Here is a 19,791-nt window from a genome sequence, read left to right as displayed (position 1 = left end):
GCTCAACGAGTCCGTGGGGTACTGCGGAGGGCGACGCCGGGCGGACGGTGACGGGGGTGAGTTCCCTGACGGAGCTGCGCTACCCCACTCCTGCCGAGCTGCTGCGGTCGGCCCGCGCGCTCGCCGCCCACCGCCCCGGGCTGTGCGTGGTCCGGCAGGTGGGCGTCTCGCGCGGGGGCAGACCCCTGCACCTGCTGTCGGTCGGCCATGCGGCGCGGGCCGTCCTGGTGGTCGCGGGCGCCCACGCCAACGAGCCCTCCGGCGGCCCGGCGCTGCTCGCGGTCGCCGAACGGGTGCTGCTGGAACGTGACTTGCGCTCGGACGTCTCCTGGCACTTCCTGCTGTGCGCGGACCCCGACGGGGCGAGCCTGCATGTCACACCGGCCCCGCGCAGCCTGTACGACTACCACCGCGGGTTCTTCCGGCCCGCGGCCCCGGAACAGCCGGAGTGGGCGCCGGCGACGCTGCCGCCCGGCCGGCTGCCGCCCGAGACCCGGGCGCTGACCGGGGTCATCGACGAGCTGCGCCCCTACCTCCAGGTGACCCTGCACGGCACCGACCTCGGCGGCAGCTGGGTGCAGCTGACCCGGGACGTCCCCGGGCTCGCCGAGCCGTTCGCCAAGTCGGCGGCGCAGCTGCACATCCCGGTGGAGACCGGCGCGTCGGACGCGGTGGGCTGGCCGGCGTCCGGTCCGGGCGTGCACGTCATGCCGGAGCCGGGCGCGCGGGCGGCGTATCCGAGCATGCCGGACGACGCGCGCAGCAGCACCTGGTTCCATGTGCACCGCTACGGCGGGCTGACCGCGGTGGTCGAGGTGCCGATGTGGGCCAGCGACCTGGTGGACGACCCGGCCCCGCACCCCGCCCCGGACCGGGCGATGCGCCGGCTGGCGGACCGGCTGCTGCGGGACGCCCTGGAGGTCGAGCGGGTACTGGCGCAGGCACGGCCCCGGCTGGCCGGCGCCGACGGGCCGCTGTTGCGGGCGGCGCAGTGGGCGCTGGAGCTGGTGCCGGGGCTGGCCGCCGACTGGACCCGCACCCCGCCCGCGGACGGCACGATGGCGTACATCGGCAGCGTGGACGCCTTCGGCCGCCGGTTGCCGCTGCGGGCGGCGGCCATGCTGCTCCGGGTCCTGCGCGAGACCGACGCCCGGGGCCCGGGCGCCCGGCGCCTGGACCACCTGGTGTCCACCTGGAGCGACTCCTTCGCCACCCGCTTCCGCGCCCGCTGGGTCCCCCTTGAACACCAGATCGAACACCAATCCCGCACGATCCTGGCGGCAGCGCTCCATGCCCGCGACGGAGCGGGGGGCGGCTGAACCGCGGCCACGCGCGCGCGGCGGGACGGCGTGAACCACCGGCTACGCGCGCGTGCCGTGCGGAACCTCCGGTCAGGCGTCCACCGTGAACACCGCCCCCGTGCGGGACGTCATTCCGCAGCTGTTCGCGAATGTTTCCCGGTAGTCGATCGGGTGGCCGTTCCATTCGCCTCGGGCTCGGGCCGTGACCGGGGCGTAGACCATGGGGCAGTAGGTGCCGTGCTGTTCGAGGCGGTGGATGTCGCCGTCCACCGCGTCCAGTTGGGCGCAGGCCTCGGCCGCCTTGGTGTGGCCCTGGGGCGGGTCGCAGGTCAGGAGCCTGCCGGGCTGTTCGCCGCTGCGGGCGTCGCCGTGGGTGACGGTGACGTAGAGCCAGTTGCCGGAGTCCGCCTGCCGGGCCGTCGCCTGGGGCGTGGCGGTGCCGAGGGCCAGGGCGGCGGCGGCCGCGAGCAGGCCGCCTCGTACGAGTGTGGTGCGTCGGGTCATTCCCGATGCATCGGCACGGTGGCCCCGGCGTTCCAGCCCGACTCACCCGAACGGGATCGCGCGGACGCGTGCCGGTGGGCGAGTTCGAACGCGGCGAGCACCACCCGGGACTGGTACTCGACCTGCCGGGCGACCGGGATCCAGCGCGCCCCGCAGCCGTCGCGGTAGTCGTCGCACCAGGTGTCCAGCCATCGTTCCAGCTCGGGCAGGACGCCCGCCGGGTCGTGGCCGGCCCCCGTGACGAGCTGGTGCAGCAGTCCGGCGGTGCGCAGGGCGAGGCGCCGGCCGGCGATGCGCAGGGCCGCCAGATGGGCGGTGCTGAGCGGCGGCAGCGGATGCGTGCCGACGGGGTCGGGGACGTCCGGGTCCCACGTGTCGGCGAGGCCCGGGCAGACCAGTAAATAGTCGTCGACCGGGGCGAGCAGCCGGGCGGTCTCGGGGCCGGCCGGCAGATGCGGGCGCAGGCGTTCCAGGAGCCGTTCCAGGACCAGGGTGTCGTCGCGCAGGGTGTGGCTCACCCTGCGCAAAACCGTTTCCTCGTCGGTGGGCTGGGTGGCGTCCTCCACCGCCGCCACCCCCCACATGGGGGCCTCGACGACGGCCGTGACGGTGCCGTACCGGTGCGGGTGGAACCAGGTCGACTCCACGGCCGCCTCGGTGATGGCGGCGGCCAGATCGCCGCGCCGGGGCCGCGGGATCCGGTAGACGGCGGGGCCCAGCTCCGGCCAGTACAGGGTGTCGTACGGGCCGAGCTCGCGCGGGATGCCGAGGCGGGCGGCGCTGTGCGCGACGCGCTGGGCGAGTCCGGGCAGGTCGTGGGTCAGCTCGACGAAGCCGCCGCCGACGTCGACGCCGTGCAGGGAGCACTGCAGGAAGGGCCGCAGCTCGTCCTGGAGCGCGAGCAGGGCGCGGGTCTCGGGGAGCGTCGCGGCGTCGGCGCCGTCGGGCAGCCACTCGGGCTGCTCCAGGAAGCCCGGCCGGAAGAACCGCCGGAAGTAGTCGCCGAGCGCGTACGGCCCCAGCAGCCAGCCCTCGTTGCGGCGCAGGCCGTCGGGGTCGAGGCAGAGCAGCAGGTTCCAGGTGGCGTCGGCGCCCTCGTGCAGCCGGGGGTCGGCCAGCACCCGTTCGGCGAGCCGCAGGACGGTGGCGCCGCCCACCGGCTCGTTGGCGTGCGGTCCGGCCACGACGAGGGCCTGGCGGCCGCCGTGGCCGACGGACAGCAGCCACAGGGGCGTACCGGCCCGTGAGGTCCCGACCCGGCGCAACCGCGCCTGCCGGGGATGGCGGGCGACGAGTGAGGCCGCTCGCGCCCCGAGCTCGTCGACGGTCGGATAACGCAGGAGGGGCGGCAGGGCACACCTCCACGAATGTGGTGCCGTCGGTTCACCTGGTGTGCATGGTGTACGCACAGTCAGTCACGACTTGGAAGGTACGTCAACACCGCGCGGGGCAAAGCGACTTGAGTCACGCACACCGGCCGGGGAGCGCCGCCGGGGCGGTCCGGGTCAGTGCGCGGCGAGGCGGAATTCCATCCGCCCGAAGGAGATCTGGTCGCCCTCCCGGACGACGACGGCGCCGATGACCCGGCGGCCGTTGACCGTGGTGCCGTTGGTGGAGCCGAGGTCGCGCAGGACCCACAGGCCGGCCTGGTGGCTCAGTTCGGCGTGCACCCGGGACACCGTCTCGTGGGTGAGCCGCAGCCCGTTGGCCGGGTCGCGGCCTATCCGCAGCGGATGCCCGGTCGCGGGGTGCGGCAGCAGCAGCTTGGGCAGCCGCTCGGCCTGCCAGGCGCGGCGCAGCCGTACGGTGAAGCCGGAGACCGCCTCGACGGTGCCGAACACGATCCGGGACACCCGGCCCTGCGTGGGCAGGTCCGCGGTGAGCGCGAGGAGTTCGTCGGAGCGGCGGGCGGCGAGGGCCAGCTCCATGCGCCGGACGAACGTGTCGTGCGACAGCCGGCCCATGGCGACGCCGTCACGGAGGACCTTCAGCGCCTTGTCGCGCTCCGCGTCGGACAGCCGCGCGGGGTACGTGTGGAACTCGAAGGACGACGTCACGGTGCCGATTGTCGGTCAGCGGACCCCGGCTGTCCAGAAAACGGGGAAACGGCCCGGCGCGCGCGAAAGGGTGGATCCCGCAGCGGATCGATCTCCGGTGGAGCACCATGGACGGGCTACGTCACCGTGAGCAGACGAAGGGGAACCGTCCGTGCAGTTCGAGGTGTGGGCACCAGAGGCCGACCGGGTCACGCTCCATTGCGACGGCGCCACAAGCGCGTTGGAGCGGGATCCGGAGCGTGCGGGATGGTGGCGGGGGGAGGCGGAGGCGCGGGCCGGCACCCGGTACGGCTTCGCGCTGGACGACGGGCCGGTGCTGCCCGATCCGCGCTCGCGGCGCCAGCCGGACGGTCCTGACGGGCTGAGCGCCGTCGTCGACCACGCGCGGTACGAGTGGCGCACCGAGTGGGCGGGCCGGCCGCTGCCGGGCGCGGTCCTGTACGAGCTGCACGTGGGCACGTACACGCGCGAGGGCACCCTGGACGCCGCCGCCGACCGGCTCGGGCACCTCGCGGAACTGGGCGTCACCCATGTGGAGTTGATGCCGCTCACCCCCTTCCCCGGCACACACGGCTGGGGGTACGAGGGGGTCTCGCTGTGGGCCGTGCACGAGCCGTACGGCGGTCCCGAGGCGCTGAAACGCTTCGTCGACCGGGCGCACTCCCTGGGACTCGGCGTGGTCCTCGACGTCGTGCACAACCACTTCGGCCCGTCCGGCAACCATCTGCCCGCCTTCGGGCCCTATCTGACGGACCGGCACCAGACGCCCTGGGGCGCCGCCGTCAACCTCGACGCGCCCGGCTCGGACGAGGTGCGCGACTACCTGGTCGGCAGCGCGCTGGCCTGGCTGCGGGACTACCGGCTGGACGGGCTGCGCCTGGACGCGGTGCACGCGCTCGTCGACACGCGCGCGATCCACTTCCTGGAGGAGCTGTCGACGGCCGTCGACGCCCTCGCCGCCGACCTGGGCCGCCCGCTGTCGCTGATCGCGGAGACCGACCTGAACGACCCGCGGCTGATCACCCCGCGCACGGACGGCGGCCTCGGGCTGCACGCGCAGTGGAACGACGACTTCCACCACGCCCTGCACACCGCGCTGACCGGCGAGTCCCAGGGCTACTACGCCGACTTCGCGCGCGCCCCCCTCGCCGCCCTGGCCAAGACCCTGACCGGCGGCTACTTCCACGACGGCACCTACTCCAGCTTCCGGGGCCGCAGCCACGGACGCCCCCTGGACCGTACGAAGGTGGGCGGGCACCGGCTGCTCGGCTACAGCCAGACCCACGACCAGGTCGGCAACCGCGCCCAGGGCGACCGGCTCGCCGCCTCCCTCTCCCCCGGCCTGCTGGCCTGCGCGGCCACGCTGACCCTGACGGCGCCGTTCACACCGATGCTGTTCCAGGGCGAGGAGTGGGCCGCGGGAACCCCCTGGCAGTTCTTCACCGACCACACCGACCCGGAGCTCGCCGAGGCCGTACGGCGGGGCCGGCGGCGGGAGTTCGCGGCGCACGGCTGGGCCGAGGAGGACGTACCGGACCCGCAGGACCCGGCGACCCGGGAGCGCTCCTGCCTGGACTGGTCCGAGCCCGGCCGCGAGCCGCACGCGCGCGTGCTCGCCTGGTACCGGCGGCTCATCGCCCTGCGTCACGAGCAGCCCGACCTCACCGACCCGGACCTCGCCGACACCAAGGTCGCCTACGACGAGCGGGCCCGCTGGATCGCCTTCCGGCGCGGGGACGTCCGGGTGGCCGTGAACCTCTCCGAGAGCCCGGCGGCGATCCCGCTGGGGCCGCGCAAGGCGGAGGTCCTGGCCGCGTGGGAGCCGGTGGAGTCACCGGGCGCGGACGGGGTGCTGCAGGTGCCGGGCGAGTCGGCGGTGGTCCTGCTGCAGTCCTGAGCGCGGGCCCGTCAGAGCTCGGGGTCGACGTCCGTCACGCGCTCCAGCAGGATCGCCTCCCAGGCGTTGCGCAGCCAGCTGCGCAGCACGGGCAGCGGGGTGGTGCCCCGCCCGTCCAGCCGGGCCGCCAGCCGCACGATCGCGTCGCACCGGGCCAGCCACAGGCCCCGCAGACAGATCCGGGCGCCGTAGCCGGCGAGGGTCGCGGCACGGACGGCGGCCGGTGAGCCGACGGCGAGCGCGAGCCCGGCGATGTCCTCGGCGGGGTCGCCGACGACGCTGCCGTCCCAGCCGAGGACACCGCGGACCCGGCCGTCGGCGCTGACGACGAGATGGTCGCCGGTGAGGGCGTGGTGGACGAGGACGGCGGCGCTCGGCTGCGCCCCGAGCTGCACGGCCGCGGGCCGGGTCAGCTGCCGCAGGCGCTCCGCGTCGAACTCGTCGGCGGCGGCCAGCCGGCCGGCGGCCTCCTCCGCGGTGCGGCGCAGGGTCTCCAGCGAGCGCGGGGCCGCGCGCGGCACACCGAGCGTCTCGGCCTGCCGTACCGGGATCTCGTGCAGCCCGGTGAGCAGCCCGGACAGGTCGGCCTCGCCGATCGCGGACACCTTGTTCTCGGTGCCGGGCGCGCCGGGCATCCGGGTGTCGAGGGTGTACGTCAGACCGGGCGCCCACTCGCCGTGGGCGACGCTCGTCGGCACGGCGACGGGGACGTGCGGGCGGACCAGCTCACGCAGCCGCAGCTCGCGGCGCTGGCGGACGGCGGCCTCCCGGTCGGGGGCGAGCCGCAGCACATGGCGGCTCCCGACCAGCCAGGTGGTGGGGTCGGCGCCCGGGGAGGCGGGCCGGATCTCGGGTCCGGCCGCGTCGCCGGTGCCCTCCTTGAGCAGGGAACGGACCAGCCGGCGGACGGTGTCCGCGGTGGGTGTCGGTGCCTGGGTCATGGTCGCGCCGTTGTCGCTCGGGGGTGGACGGGGGCTCCTTGCTCCGGGGCGGGCCGCCGGTCAGTCGACCAGGACCATCTCCCGGGTGGTGTCGTTCAGGCGCCGGGCGCCGTCCTCGGTGACGGTGACGATGTCCTCGATGCGCACGCCGAACCGGCCGGGCAGATACACGCCGGGCTCGACGGAGAAGCACATGCCGGGCACCAGGGGCTGCTCCTCGCCCTCGATCATGTACGGCGGCTCGTGCGTGGTGACGCCGATGCCGTGGCCGGTGCGGTGGATGAAGTGCTCGCCGTAGCCGGCGTCGGCGATGACCGCGCGGGCGGCCCGGTCGACGTCCTGGCAGGCCACGCCCGGCCGGACGGCCCGGTACCCGGCCTCCTGGGCGGCGCGCACCAGGTCGTGGACGCGGCGCTCCTCGTCGGTGGGCGGTCCGACGTGGACCGTACGGGAGGTGTCGGAGCCGTAGCCGTCCTTGAGGCCGCCGAAGTCGAGGACGACCATGTCGCCCCGCTCGATGACCCGGTCGCCTGCCTCGTGGTGCGGGTCGGCGCCGTTCGGGCCGGAGGCGACGATGGTGAAGTCGACCTGGAAGTGCCCGAAGCGCCGCAGCAGCTCCGCGAGGTCGGCGGCCACCTCCGACTCCCGGCGCCCGCCGAAGGGGACCGTCCGGATCTCCTCGAACGCCGCGTCGGCGGCGGCGCCCGCGGCGGCCAGCAGCTCCAGCTCGGCCTTGTCCTTGACGGCCCGCAGCATCGGCAGGGCGTCGGTGAGGGAGGCGTACGAGGTGCCGGGCAGGGTCCGCTGGAGGGCGAGCAGATGCATCGCCCAGGCGTTGTCGCTGATGCCGAACCGGCCGCCGTCATCGAGCAGGGCGGCGGTGGCGGCGTACGGGTCCTGGCCGTCGGTCCAGTCGCGCAGGGTCATGACGGGCGCGCCGGTGGCCTTCGCGGCGTCCGCGGCCTCCAGGGCGGGGACGACGAGGACGGGCCCGTGGTCCTCGGTCAGGACCAGCAGGGTGAGCCGCTCGGTGTCGGCGGGCGGGGAGTACCCGGTGAGCCACACCATGTCGGGTCCGGGCGCCACCAGCAGCCCGGCGAGGCCCGCGTCCCCCGCGGCCCGCACGGCGCGCTCCATCCGGGCCTGGTAGTCGTCGGCGCTGAAGGGCGCGGGTGCGGTACCGCTCATCCGGGCCTCCCTGGGCGCGTGAAAGGACTACGGGCAGCATCCTGCCCGCCGGACGACACGGGCGCGAGCCGGTCACGCGAACCCGGGCTCCGCCGTGCGGGTGGTCAGGTGGTGACGCCCGGGGTCGCCCTCAGGTACTGGCGGGTGCCGTCGGCGTGGCGGACCGTCAGGGTGACGGGGCGGCCGGGGCGGGTGCGGGAGACGGCCCGGGCGAGGTCGGCGGCGGCGTCGACGCGGGTCCTCCCGAGGGCGAGGACGACGTCCCCGCGGACCAGTCCGGCCGTGTAGCCGGGGCCGGGGACATGGACGGCGACGACCAGGGCACCCGGCCCGCGTGTGTCGACGGCCTCCACCCCGAGCGTCGCGCCGGTGTCGGCGGGCACGGGCGCCGGGGAGGGGGGCCGTGTGGCGGCGGGGCTCGGCGCGGTGGGGCTCGGAGCGGCCTGGCGCTGGAGCGCGGCGAGTTCCCGCATGCCGATCACGGTGGTGCCCAGTGTGCCGAGCCCGACGCCCGCGAGGACGAGGACCAGGGCCGCGAGGACCCCGGCGGCGAGGTTCGCCAGGCGCCGTCCGCGTCGGCGGGGTGCGGCGTGCGGGCGCCGCGCGCCCCCGTCCGCCCGGTCCTTGTCGGCGGGCCCCTGACCTGGCATGGGCTTGGGTCGCAACGCTGTCTGTTCCATCAATCGCCTCCGGCAGGTGACTACCCTGCGCACCGGCGCACGACGAGCCACGATCGAGTGAGACTGACCGCCCCCGCCGGGGCCAAGACCGAGGAGGGACAGTGACGACCGAGCGCGTCTGGATGCGGCGGGCCGTCGCGCTGGCCACGGAGAGCGTGGCGGAGGGCGGCGGTCCGTTCGGGGCGCTGGTCGTCCGGGACGGCGAGGTGGTCGCCACCGGCACCAACCGTGTCACCGCCGCCCTCGACCCGACCGCGCACGCCGAGGTGCGCGCGCTGCGGGCCGCGTGCGCGGAGTTGGAGACCGTCTCGCTGGAGCGCTGTGCGCTGATCGTGTCGTGCGAGCCCTGCCCGATGTGCCTGACGGCGGCCCTGTGGGCGCGCGTCGAGCGGGTCGTGTACGGCGCCGACCGGCATGACGCCGCCGCGGCCGGGTTCGACGACGCGGCCCTGCACGAGCTGTTCGCCCGGCGGGACGACGTGGAGTGGCCGCTGTCGGTCGAGCTGCTGGACCTGCCGAACAGCACCGAGCCGTTCGACGCGTGGCGGGCCGCGCCCGACCGCGAGGAGTACTGAGGCGATGACGCCCCTGCCCCGGGCGACACGGGGCAGGGGCGTCCGGGTCAGCCGAGGGCGGGCACCGCGGGCGGCCGGTCCGGCAGGAAGCCGTGGGCCCGGCGGGCCAGGTAGTCGGCCTTGTAACGGTCGACCTCGCGGTGCCAGTTGAGGATGCCCGCCATCCAGTTCTGCAGGTCGCTCACGTACGTGGCCATCGCGTCCCGCGCCTCCTCCGACAGCTGGAAGTCGTCGTACACCACGGGCAGTTCGTGTGCGACGACGTGCTCGAACTGCTGCATCCGCTGGGTCATCAGATCGTGGACGACGCCGAGCGCGGCGGGGTAGTCGCAGCCGAAGAAGTTCTGCACGACGAGGATGAGGTTGTGGACCTCGCCCTCGTACTGGATCTCCTTCTGGTATGAGAAGACGTCGTTGATGAGGCAGCCGTAGTCCATGGCGGCGTTCTCCAGGGAGCGGACCGGGCCGCTGCGGTACACCTCCGGGGGCACCGAGGGGCCGTGGCCCATACGGCACATCGCCATGGTGAGGTCGGAGCCGAAGGTGGACCGGCGCATCTCCAGGTAGTCGACCGGGTCCGGGACGCGGTTGAGGAACTGGTTGTGCAGCTCCCACAGCCAGCTCCCGGTCATGGAGTTGACCGCGTCCTTGAAGGTGCGCCGCTGCTCGGGCGTCATCGGCGCCGTCGTGCGGGTCCACAGGTCGATCAGCGCGCGTTCCATGGCGTTGGACGGGACGAGGGGGACCTCGCCGCCGTCGACGGGCATGCAGGCGGACAGGCGCTCGGTGGTGAGCTTGGCGGCGGCCAGGTCGCGGCGGTGGCCGAAGACGAGGGGGTAGTAGTCGTCGCCGTAGGTGCCCCAGGCCAGCCAGTGGGCGCTGAGGTCGAGGGCCTCCTCGGTGGCGTCGGGGTCCAGGCCCGCCGAGCACAGGGCGAGGTCGGCGGCCCTGAGCCGGTCCTCGTCCCAGACGCCCTCCTGGAGGATGCCCATCCGGTGCGACCAGTCCACGAGCCGCTGCCGGGCGCCCGGCAGATGCGGGCTCAGCTCCACCTGGAAGGGCATGTGGAAGTCGGGGATCAGGGACGGTCCGACCTGCTGGTACGGCACATGGGTGTGGGCGCGCAGCCGTTCGCTGCCGGCCGAGGCGAGCAGGGCGCCGATGTCGGCGGCGGACGTGCCGGGGCCGGTGAGCCCGTGCCAGGGCCGGTCGGTACGGGCGCGCTCGTTCATGTACCGGCTGGAGCGCAGATGCCATTCGTGGCCGCCGGACTGCCAGTCCTGCAGACCATGCGTGTAGGCGGCGACGGCGGCGATCTCGTCCGGGGTCAGGCCCTTCTCCAGCGCGAGGGCCGGGACTTCGGTGAGGGCGGTGTGCTCGAACTGGTGGAGCCGGGAGGTGAGGACGTCGTTCACCATGTCGGCCGCCTCCTGGGTGGTGCAGCCGAAGAAGGTCTCCAGGACCAGGACGCCGTTGGAGAGCTCGCCCTCGTCCTCGACCTCGCGCTGGTAGGAGAACAGGTCGTTGCGCAGGTGCACGGCGTCGGAGAAGGTCTCCATCAGCACCCGCATCGGCCGGGAGCCGGAGACGGCGGCGGGCACCTCGGCCTGCGCGTACTCCACCAGACCGGCGGACCAGGGGGCGCCGCCCACCTTGCGGCGCATCTCGATGTACTCGACGGGGTTGGCGATCCGTCCCTCGTTGATGTTGGACAGCTCCCACATCGACTCGTTGAGCAGATGCTCGGTGGCGACGGCGAAGCGGCGGCGCCAGTCGGCGGACATGGCCGGGACGGTGCGCTTCCACAGGTCGGCGAGCCCGGCCTCCACCGGGTTCTCCGGCTCGGGCATCGGGGTGGCGGGGTCCATCGGCATGAACAGGGCGAGCCGGTCGAGGTGGGCCTTGCCGGCGGCGCGGTCCTGGGTGCGCTTGTACATGTCCAGGAAGTGGTCGTCGAAGAAGAAGACCCACACGTACCAGTCGGTGATCAGGGACAGGGCGGGTCCGTCGCACTCGGGGTGGGTGTAGGCGCAGAGCAGGCCGTAGTCGTGCGCGTCGAGGTCGGACTGCTCCCAGATCCCGGAGCCCTCCAGCATGCCCATCTCGCGCGCCCAGGCCGTGGAGTGGGCGCGGGCCTCGTCGACGTGCGGGTTGAGCCGCGCGGGATACGGCATGTAGAAGTGCGGGAGTTCGAAGGGCTGCTGCGTCATGGCCCGGCCCTACCCAGGCCCTTCGGCGGGCATCCTCCGGGCCGCACATGATCACACCATCGCGTGAAACAGGGGCGAAGACGGGCTTTCCGGGCGGGCGTTGTGGCCCTCCGGTGTCAGGGCCGCACCTGGATCAGGGCGTGGGTCCCGGCGGTCCGCCACTTCTGGCCCTCGGCGGCCACCAGCGCCGCCTCCGTGTCCGCGTCCAGGCCGGTGACGACATCGGACTTCAGGGTCCGCAGGGCCGCGACCGGTCCGGGGAAGTGGGCGGTCACCTCGGTGAACGGGGTGGCCGGCGGCCAGCGCCGGTCCCCCACGAGCCGCCGGTAGTTGAGGTCGCCCTTGAGGATCGTCAGGGTCGCCGAGGCCAGCTCCTCGCGGAGATCGGCGGGCATGTCGGCGTACGGCAGCGGGGCGCAGGAGAAGGGGTGGGCCCGCACGGTCAGACGGCCGTCGGTGAGCGCCGCCCACAGGACGCGTCCGTGCTCACCGGCGGCGCCCGGTGCGGCGACCAGCCGGCGCAGGGCGTCCAGGACGTCGGCGTGCGTGGCGTCGGAGACGTAGTACGGGTGCGGCTTGACGTGCAGCAGGACCCGGGCCGCGCGTCCCTCGGTGAGGAGCCGGGCGAGGAGCAGCAGGTCGGGGACGAGTTCACGGCCCGCGTTGTCGGCGATCAGGCACACGATGGCCGTACCGGTCGGCGGGAGCAGCGACCAGAGGACGTCGCTGTCGTCGGCGACCAGGGGCGGGGTGCCGTCGCCGGCCGTGCCGCCCGTGGCTCCGAGCCGGAAGCTGAGGTCGGCGCGGTTGCCCCACAGGGAGCCGTGCAGGAGCGCCTGGTCCTGTTCGGCGGGGGGACGGCCGGTGAGGGCGTCGAGGGCGGCCAGTTCCTCGTCGGTCTCCGGGGAGTCGAGTTCGGCCGTCTTGGAGGGGCGGAAGGGGTCGATGCCCTGCCAGGGGCCGGGGGCGAAGTAGCCGACGGCGTCGAGGAGCCGGCGGTAGAAGAAGCTCTCGGACCACAGCCACGGCACGTCGAACCAGGAGCGTCCGGTGTGGTCGGCGGCGCCCCACGCGGCCCAGCGGTCCCGGTCGTGGGCGTCGGCGGGCAGCGGCTCGATGACGCCGTCGAGGCAGTTCGCGAGCAGGGTGTCCAGGGCGCGGCGCTGCTCGGGGCCGTAGGGGGACGCGTCCCGTACCTGGCGGATGATCGCGGGATGCCGTTCGGCGAGGACGCCGTGCGGGAAGGAGCCCGGCTCGTCGGCGAGGAGGACGGGCGGGAGCGGGGCGTCGGACCGTTCGGGCATGCGCCTCACCGTACCGCCCGGGTCATACGGCTCTGAGCTCCCGTTCCAGCTGTGTCGCCAGGGTGAGGTAGCGGGCGCGGCGGGGCACCGGGACCAGGCCGCGGATCATCAGGTGCCACATCTCGGCCACGCGGCGCGGCTGGCGGGCGACGCTCTCCGTGGAGCGGCCGACGACACGGGTGCCGACGAAGAAGCAGACCAGGGCGTGGGCGGCGGCCTCGGCGTCGACGTCCGGGTGCAGGTCGGACTCCTGGGCGGCGGACATGAGCCGGCGGGTGGTGATGTCCAGCAGCTCGGTGAACGGGTGCCGCAGGGGCGGGCGGATCACCACTCCCCCGGTGGCCAGGCGCAGTCCGGCGCGTGGGATGGGGCCCTCGACGGACAGCCGGGTGATGCCGAACGTCGTGCGTATCAGGGCTTCCAGGGAGGAGTAGCCGCGTCCCTCCATCTCGGCGGCGACCTGGCGCGACGCCCGCGACTGGAGCTCCATGATGGCATGCGCGAGATCCTCCTTGGCCGCGAAGTGGAAGTACAGGGCCCCCTTGGTGACTTGGGCCTGTTCGACGATGTCGCTCAGACTGGTGGATTCATAGCCATGACGGTCGAACAGTTCGGCGGCGGCTGTGAGGATCGTGGTGCGGGTCTGTTCGGCGCGTAGCTGCCTCGCCATCGGGGGGACACTCCTGAAGGGGGCGGAAAAGAACGGGACATGCCGTTTGTTTCTTACTCCCTGCACACGATATCTCAGCGCTCCTCGGTCCCCACCCCACACTCGAATACCGTGGAATCTTTCTGACGGGCCGTGATGCGGAACCCTGCGCCGTCCGGGCCGGCGTGCCGGGTGCTCTCCATCCAGGTGGGCAGGTCGAGTTCGGCGTACCGGTGGAAGGCGCAGTCGAAGGAGACGGGGGTACGGCCATGGCTCGCGGGGTCGGCGGCCAGGACCTGGCAGGCGGCTTCGAGCAGGAGCATCCCGGGGACGTGGTCGAGGGGATGATCGAAGAAAACAGCATGACCGGTATCGACGCGCAGCCGCCAGCGGCCGGGTGCGGCGGCCGGCGCCAGGACGACGTCGGCTGCCGAGGCCCGGCCCACCACGGCGGGCGGCAGACCGGGAGGTGCGGGCAGCGCGAGGACGTCGGTCGCCGAACGGCCGCCGCGCAGCCGCCGGTAGACGGCCTCGCTGGTCCAGCTGGCCGCGACCCGCGCGGTGGCGACGCTCGTCGCGCCGAGCAGCACGTCGGCCTCGTAGCGGAATCCGGCGGGGCGGCCGCCGCGGCGGGTGACGTCGGTGACGGCGAGCCGCAGCAGGGGCTCGGCGGGCGAGGTGCCCACGGCGAGGAGGCCGGGCCGGACGGTCATCGCCAACTCGTGCAGGACGAAACGGTGTCCGAGGGGGACGTCGTAGGCGGTGTGGGCGAGCAGGGTGCCGGCCTGGCGGACGGTCTCGGCGACGAGCAGCGGCTGGTAGGCGGACCGGTCGGGCGAGACCAGCAGCTGATGGGTGCGCGGCCACTCGGCGAAGACGTCGAATCGGTCGGTCCCGGTGGCGACCGCACCGGTCAGAAACGTTTCGGCTACCGAGGCGCGATGGACGAGCTGGCGGGGTACCGTGGCCGTCAATCCGTTGGGTGCCGTGGGCAGTCCGGCGAGCGGGGTCGTGGCGAGTGGCCGCGAAGGTGGCATGTCCCCTCCTTGGGTCCCCCCGACGTGTGCCCGTACGTGCGCTGAACAGGCGGCGAGGTGCCCGTGCCGCGAGCGTTAGAGTACGAGGCGACCGGTTTGTTTTCAATGCGGCCGCGGGTCGCTCGCCCGTGCCCCACCGCTCCGGCGCACACGGGGCGCACCGGCCGACTCGGGCTGACGAAGGGGCTGTTATGGCGAGGCAGGAGCGCGCCATCAGAACGCGGCAGGTGATCCTGGAGGCGGCCGGGGCCGTCTTCGACGAGCACGGGTACGCGGCCACGACCATCTCGATGGTCCTGGAGCGCGCCGCGGTGACCAAGGGCGCCCTGTACTTCCACTTCCCCTCCAAGGAGTCGCTCGCCCAGGCCGTGCTGGACGAGCAGATCTCGTTCGGCGCGGTGCCGCCGCACCCCTGCAAGCTGCAGGAAGTCGTCGACATGACCTTCGTGTTCGGGCAGCGGCTGCTGCGCAACTCCCTGCTGAAGGGGAGTGTGCGGCTGGCGGTGGACCAGAGTGCGCCGTCCGGCGTGGATCACTCCGGGGCGTTCCGGCAGTGGGCGGACCTTCTGGTCCGGGTGATGGAGCAGGCGTCGGCGCAGGGCGAGTTGCTGCCGACCGTACGGCCGCGGCAGACGGTGGAGCTGCTGGTCGGTTCGTTCGCCGGCATTCAGCTGATGTCCCGGGCGCTGACCGACCGGGAGGATCTGGCCGAGCGCATCTCGCAGTTGTGGGGGCATCTGCTGCCGGGCATCGCGGTGCCGGGCCTGCTGACCGGGATCGACCGGGAGCCCGACCGGGGGCTGCGGGTGCTCGCCGCCCTCGACTCAGAGGCCACGGTGGACGCGACAGCCGCGGGCGTGGGCCACACCTGACACGGACCGTGATCGCTTCGGACCGGAGTGACGGTTTCCGAGCAAGAGGGCCGGCGGTGAAGAAGGACGGCGGGCCGGCCGATGCCCCATCCGCATCGACCGGCCCGCCCGCTCATGGCGTCCCTGGGGGGACGTCGGCTCAGAAGGTCAGGCTCCAGCTGTTGATCCGGCCCGTGTCCTGCGCGGCCGTGTCACGGACCCGCAGCTTCCAGGTGCCGTCGGCGGCCTCGGTGGAGGCGTTCACCGTGTAGGTGGCCCGGACGTCGTCCGCGGAGTCGGAGCCGCTCGAGGACTTCAGCCGGTACGCCGAACCGTCCGGGGCGACCAGGTCGACGACCAGGTCACCGCGGTAGGTGTGGGTGATGTCCACGTCGACCTTCAGGGCCGCGGGGGCGTTGCCGCCACGGCCGGACACGGTGATCGGGGACTCGACCGCGGAACCGGCGTCCGGGATGGACAGCGCGGAGGTGCTGGTGAAGGTGGTGCCCCCCGTGGAGCCGCCGCTCACCGCCTGCACCGTCTTCGTCGCGTCCGCGAGGCCCGCGCCGCAGCCGCCGGAGCAGGTGCCGGGCAGCGTCCGGGCGTTGGTCTTGATCGCGGACTCGATCTGCGCCGGGGTCAGGGACGCGTTCGCCGACTTCATCAGGGCGGCGAGGCCCGCGATGTGCGGGGCGGCCATGCTGGTGCCCTGGTAGTAGGCGTAGTTCTCGCCGGACGGGCCCTGGGCACCGGAGTTCAGCGTGGACAGGATGCCGTCCGCGGTCACCGAGTTGGTCTCTCCGCCGGGCGCCGCGATGTCGACGACGGTGCCGTAGTTGGAGTAGTAGGAGCGGTTGCCCTGCCGGTCGGCGGCGGCGACGCTGATGACGTTGGCGCACGAGGCCGGCGAGTAGTTCGCGGCGTTGGCGTTGCTGTTGCCCGCGGCGACGACGACCGTGGTGCCCCGGCTCACGGCGGCGTTGATCGCGCTCTGGGTCGCGGTGGTGCAGGAACCGCCGCCGCCCAGGCTCATGTTGATGACCTTGGCGACGTTGGCGTTGGCCGGGACACCGGAGACGGTGCCGCCGGACGCCCAGGTGATCGCGTCGATGATGTCGGAGTCGTAACCGCCGCACTTGCCGAGGACGCGCAGCGGGGAGACCTTCGCGCCGTAGGCGATGCCCGCGACGCCCTTGCTGTTGTTGGTGACGGCGGCGATCGTGCCGGCGACGTGCGTGCCGTGCCAGGAGGAGCCGTACGCCGGGTCGCCCGACTGGCACTCGTTCGCGGCGGTCCAGTCGCCCGGGTCGGCCGGGTTGCTGTCGCGGCCGTTGCCGTCGTTGGCGACGGTGGCGTCGGAGATGAAGTCGTAGCCGGCGACGATGTTCGCGGCGAGGTCGGAGTGGCTGACGTAGCCGGTGTCGATGACGGCGACGGTCACACCGGTGCCGGTGGCGACGTCCCAGGCGCCCGGCACCCGCATGCCGGCGGTGGTCTCGAAGAGGTCCCACTGCTTGGCGTACTCGGTGTCGTTCGGCGTGGCCTGCGGCTTGTTCAGCCGGTCCGGTACGACGTAGGCGACCTGCGGGTCGGCCTGGTAGGCGGCGACGACATCGCCGACGTCCTTGGTGGTGACGTCGTCGCCGAGGTCGACGAGGGCGGCGCCGGAACCGAGGCGGCGCGCGAAGCCGAGGTCCTCGCCGGCCTTCTTCCCCTTGGCGGCGGCGTCGGCCTTGGCGGCCTTGTCGCTCTTCGCCTCGGCGGCACCGGACTCGTAGCCGACGATCAGGCGCTCGGCCGGGGTGCCGGGGGCGGCCTCGGTCCGGGCCGTGGGGACGGCGGTGGAGGCGGGGGGAGCGGGTTCCTGGGCGAAGGCGACCGTGGTGGCGCCCGCGAGGAGGGTCGCGGAGACCGCGGCGACGGATATCAGCTTGCGTCTGAGGGATGCGGAGGTGCGCAAGGGAGTGCCTTTCGTGGCCGGCCGTACTCCGGGCAGCGCGGAGCGGCGGTCGAATCGCTTCGTCGTCGAAGCGGCGGGGGGTACGCAGGAAGGCGTGGATGGGGGACGCGACCAAGGCGCGGGTGGGGGTGGTGCGACGTGCGGTGGGGGCGGTGCGACGTGCGGTGGGGGCGGTGCGACGTGCTGAGCGTGGCGGCCGGCCTGGCGCGAGCTGGGACCCGTTCGGGGTTACCTGTGGGTCAGCTGTGGTGGAACGATAGGCAAAGAGAAGGTCATCGGAATACAGGGGAAACCCTCGACCCGGCCGGAAACCCACCCTCGATGTCCGGTACCGGACCGGTAATGGCGGGCTTTGCCCCGGGTCGTCGCGCGCTGAACGCGCCGGTCCCCGATCCCGTACTGCAGGAGGACCGTTCCCGTCGGCCGAGGAGTCGTTCCGGATGTCCCGGATGCCCTGGAAGAGTTCGCATCGTGTCGCCGCCCTGGCGGCCGCCGTCGCCGTGCCGTCGCTGCTCACGCTGTGGGCGGCCGGGCCCGCCGCGGCGCACGGGGCGCCGACGGATCCGGTCAGCCGGGTGTACGCCTGCTCCCCCGAGGGCGGTGCCGCGTCCCGGTCGGCGGCGTGCCGGGCGGCGGTCGCGGCGAACGGCGCGCCCTTCACGGCCTGGGACAACCTGCGGATCGCGAATGTGAACGGGCGGGACCGGCAGGTCGTGCCGGACGGCGGGCTGTGCAGCGGGGGGCTGCCCGCCTACCGTGGCCTCGACCTCGCGCGCTCCGACTGGCCGTCGACCCGGCTCTCCCCCGGCGCCACCATGACCATGCGGTACGCCTCGACGATCCCGCACACCGGCACGTTCCAGCTTTATCTCACGAAGCCCGGCTACGACCCGGCGAAGCCCCTGAAGTGGTCCGATCTGCCGGACCGGCCCTTCGCGGAGGTCAAGGACCCGGCGCTCACGAACGGCGCGTACCGGATGACGGTGCGACTGCCCTCGGACCGGTCGGGCCGGCATGTGCTGTACACGGTGTGGCGCAACACCAGTACGCCGGACACCTATTACTCGTGCTCCGACGTGGTGTTCCCCGCCGAGGAGCAGGGCGGCGCGGCGGTTACGCCGAGCAGCGGCGCGAAGCCGAGTGCGAAGCCCACGAAGAAGGCGCCGGCCACCAGGTCGCCCACGCCCTCCGCCTCCGAGGCCGCCGGGAAGACCCCCTCCGCGGCCCCGCGCGCCCAGGGCGCCGACACCCCCGCCGCCGCTCCGGTGGCGTCCACCGGCACATCCGGTACGGGGGCCTCGGCGCCCCTGCTCGCGGGCGGCGCCGCCGCGGTGCTGGTGCTCACCGGGGGCGCCGCGCTGGCCCTGCGGCTGCGCCGGAGGTGAACTCCGGCGCGGTCTGCGTCAGTTGACGTAGACCACCTCGCCGTCACCGGTCACCGGGGCGTACTTGGCGCTGAAGTAGCCGTTGGCGAAGCACAGGGACGAGCCGGACACCTTGCTGAACTGCTGCCGCTCGAAGGCGATGGTGTGGTCGTCGTTGCTCGCCGTGCCCGTGAGCCCCGGCGCCTGGTAGACGCAGTTGACGCTGCCCAGCAGCGTGCGCAGCACGACGGTGGTACGCACGGTGGAGCCGGCGGGCGGGGTGACCGTGACCGTGCCGTCCGAGGAGACGGTGGAGTCGTACGGCAGGTTGTTGACCGTGATGCTGGTGACGCCGAGGACGCCGACCACGTTGGTGGTGCAGCTGGCGGCGTCGAAGGTGTGCGCGGTGACGGACTCCTTGGCGGTGCCGGGCGCGGCCGGGTTGTCGGTCACGGCGGCGGTGAACTGGGACGACGTACAGGTCAGACCGCTGGTGCCGGTGGCGCTGGAGTAGAAGGTCGCGGTGCTGCCGGCGGCCAGCGGGGCGGTGAGGACGTCACCGGCGGCGACCGCGGCACCGCCGGGGGAACCGACGGTGAGCACCACGCCGTCGGCCGCGGAGGCGGGGACGGCCAGCGGGAGGGTGAGTGCGGCGACGGCGCCGGCCAGGGTCGTGAGGGTACGGGTGCGCATGCGGGTGTACCTCGACTTTCGTAGGGGAGCCCTGGGCGGTTCAGGTCGCCCAGGGAGTCGGGGAGCCCTGTGGGGGGCTGTGGGGGGTGACGCGGACCGTGCGGTGTGCGCCGCCACCGGTGCCTGGCGCCTTCTCCGTACGTCAGGGACCGGCGGCGGCCCGGCACGGCCGAGGGGGGTGCGGCCGTGCCGGTGCGCGGGGAAGACCGCGCGCGTGTGCGGCATGTGAAGGAGATGCGGTCCGGGAGCGCGGGCAGGGGCCACGCGGCGGGGATCCGGCGCCACGGATCCAGGGGGAACCTGCGAGAGTTGTAGACCTGAGGGGTCGTCAACGTCAAGCTCACGTACGGGAGTTGTTGCGCCGACCCACCCTTGGCGGGACCTCCGGGCACTGGCGGCACACCATCGACACCGTTTTTCCACAACTACCTTGACCCTCAGGTGTAACCACCGGTAACTTCCGGCTTTGGCTACCGCGGAGTACGTGAAAGCCCTTGCATCCGCCGGGAGATGACGAGGAGACGTGCGCCGCGGGCGCTGTCCGCGCCAGGACAACGTGCCGCTGATGCCCTAACCGTGT

General features: G+C 73.5%; 17 protein-coding genes. 5 read left to right on the top strand and 12 right to left on the bottom strand.

From position 1 onward, the window contains the following. Positions 1-56: 56 nt before the first annotated feature. Positions 57-1,319, top strand: coding sequence for a M14 family zinc carboxypeptidase (locus KBY32_RS18535; RefSeq protein WP_210980830.1), 1,263 nt, complete (start codon positions 57-59; stop codon positions 1,317-1,319). Between the two features lie 72 nt (positions 1,320-1,391). Here the strand turns inward: KBY32_RS18535 and KBY32_RS18530 are convergent, their stop codons facing one another. The 3 genes from KBY32_RS18530 to KBY32_RS18520 form a co-directional block, all read right to left on the bottom strand. Continuing rightward, positions 1,392-1,805, bottom strand: coding sequence for an SSI family serine proteinase inhibitor (locus tag KBY32_RS18530; RefSeq protein WP_210980829.1), 414 nt, complete (start codon positions 1,803-1,805; stop codon positions 1,392-1,394). Further along, on the bottom strand, positions 1,802-3,157 hold the full coding sequence (locus tag KBY32_RS18525; RefSeq protein ID WP_210981014.1) for a M14 family zinc carboxypeptidase: 1,356 nt from the start codon (positions 3,155-3,157) through the stop codon (positions 1,802-1,804). The genes KBY32_RS18530 and KBY32_RS18525 overlap by 4 nt, the downstream gene beginning before the upstream one ends. Before the next feature lie 153 nt (positions 3,158-3,310). Then, positions 3,311-3,862 carry a DUF1707 and FHA domain-containing protein gene (locus KBY32_RS18520; RefSeq protein ID WP_055624031.1) on the bottom strand — a complete coding sequence of 184 codons (552 nt, stop codon included), beginning with the start codon at positions 3,860-3,862 and terminating at the stop codon, positions 3,311-3,313. Positions 3,863-4,013: 151 nt separating this feature from the next. Between KBY32_RS18520 and treZ the strand changes: the two genes are divergently transcribed. Further along, complete coding sequence (gene treZ / locus KBY32_RS18515; RefSeq protein ID WP_210980828.1) at positions 4,014-5,759, top strand: malto-oligosyltrehalose trehalohydrolase; 1,746 nt, start codon at positions 4,014-4,016, stop codon at positions 5,757-5,759. A gap of 11 nt (positions 5,760-5,770) precedes the next feature. Here the strand turns inward: treZ and KBY32_RS18510 are convergent, their stop codons facing one another. The 3 genes from KBY32_RS18510 to KBY32_RS18500 all read right to left on the bottom strand — a co-directional run bounded on the left by KBY32_RS18510 (position 5,771) and on the right by KBY32_RS18500 (position 8,568). Beyond that, the gene (locus KBY32_RS18510; protein WP_210980827.1) at positions 5,771-6,700 is read right to left on the bottom strand and encodes a phosphotransferase family protein; all 930 of its coding nucleotides are present in this window, start codon (positions 6,698-6,700) and stop codon (positions 5,771-5,773) included. A gap of 60 nt (positions 6,701-6,760) precedes the next feature. Beyond that, positions 6,761-7,888, bottom strand: coding sequence for an aminopeptidase P family protein (locus KBY32_RS18505; RefSeq protein ID WP_210980826.1), 1,128 nt, complete (start codon positions 7,886-7,888; stop codon positions 6,761-6,763). A 104-nt stretch (positions 7,889-7,992) separates the two neighbouring features. Next, positions 7,993-8,568: a PDZ domain-containing protein gene (locus KBY32_RS18500; RefSeq protein WP_210980825.1), complete on the bottom strand. Its 576-nt coding sequence runs from the start codon at positions 8,566-8,568 to the stop codon at positions 7,993-7,995. Between the two features lie 122 nt (positions 8,569-8,690). Between KBY32_RS18500 and KBY32_RS18495 the strand changes: the two genes are divergently transcribed. After that, positions 8,691-9,143: a nucleoside deaminase gene (locus tag KBY32_RS18495; protein WP_210981013.1), complete on the top strand. Its 453-nt coding sequence runs from the start codon at positions 8,691-8,693 to the stop codon at positions 9,141-9,143. Positions 9,144-9,190: 47 nt separating this feature from the next. Here KBY32_RS18495 and cyc2 read toward each other — a convergent pair whose 3' ends face one another. The 4 genes from cyc2 to KBY32_RS18475 all read right to left on the bottom strand — a co-directional run bounded on the left by cyc2 (position 9,191) and on the right by KBY32_RS18475 (position 14,343). Further along, positions 9,191-11,353: a germacradienol/geosmin synthase Cyc2 gene (gene cyc2 / locus KBY32_RS18490; RefSeq protein WP_210980824.1), complete on the bottom strand. Its 2,163-nt coding sequence runs from the start codon at positions 11,351-11,353 to the stop codon at positions 9,191-9,193. Between the two features lie 116 nt (positions 11,354-11,469). Next, on the bottom strand, positions 11,470-12,657 hold the full coding sequence (locus KBY32_RS18485; RefSeq protein ID WP_210980823.1) for a damage-control phosphatase ARMT1 family protein: 1,188 nt from the start codon (positions 12,655-12,657) through the stop codon (positions 11,470-11,472). A gap of 22 nt (positions 12,658-12,679) precedes the next feature. Next, positions 12,680-13,327 (bottom strand): ScbR family autoregulator-binding transcription factor, encoded by a 648-nt coding sequence (locus tag KBY32_RS18480; RefSeq protein ID WP_210980822.1) that lies wholly within the window; start codon positions 13,325-13,327, stop codon positions 12,680-12,682. Between the two features lie 74 nt (positions 13,328-13,401). Next, positions 13,402-14,343 (bottom strand): ScbA/BarX family gamma-butyrolactone biosynthesis protein, encoded by a 942-nt coding sequence (locus KBY32_RS18475; RefSeq protein WP_210980821.1) that lies wholly within the window; start codon positions 14,341-14,343, stop codon positions 13,402-13,404. Positions 14,344-14,534: 191 nt separating this feature from the next. Here KBY32_RS18475 and KBY32_RS18470 point away from each other — a divergent pair, with 191 nt between their 5' ends. Further along, entirely contained in the window at positions 14,535-15,215 is a 681-nt protein-coding gene (locus KBY32_RS18470; protein WP_210980820.1) for a ScbR family autoregulator-binding transcription factor, read from the top strand. A 139-nt stretch (positions 15,216-15,354) separates the two neighbouring features. Here KBY32_RS18470 and KBY32_RS18465 read toward each other — a convergent pair whose 3' ends face one another. Continuing rightward, a complete protein-coding gene (locus KBY32_RS18465; RefSeq protein ID WP_210980819.1) occupies positions 15,355-17,154 on the bottom strand; it encodes a S8 family serine peptidase in 1,800 nt (599 codons plus the stop codon). A 440-nt stretch (positions 17,155-17,594) separates the two neighbouring features. On the opposite strand from KBY32_RS18465, the gene KBY32_RS18460 reads away from it, so the two are divergent. After that, entirely contained in the window at positions 17,595-18,539 is a 945-nt protein-coding gene (locus tag KBY32_RS18460) for a lytic polysaccharide monooxygenase (RefSeq protein WP_210980818.1), read from the top strand. 18 nt (positions 18,540-18,557) lie between these two features. On the opposite strand, the gene KBY32_RS18455 is transcribed toward KBY32_RS18460, so the two are convergent. Further along, entirely contained in the window at positions 18,558-19,211 is a 654-nt protein-coding gene (locus KBY32_RS18455; RefSeq protein ID WP_210980817.1) for a Tat pathway signal sequence domain protein, read from the bottom strand. Positions 19,212-19,791: the final 580 nt, after the last annotated feature.

Origin of the sequence: Streptomyces sp. RK62 (assembly GCF_018070255.1) — a bacterium.
Classification (GTDB): Bacteria; Actinomycetota; Actinomycetes; order Streptomycetales; family Streptomycetaceae; genus Streptomyces; species Streptomyces nigra.
This window is presented reverse-complemented; position numbering and strand designations above follow the sequence as displayed.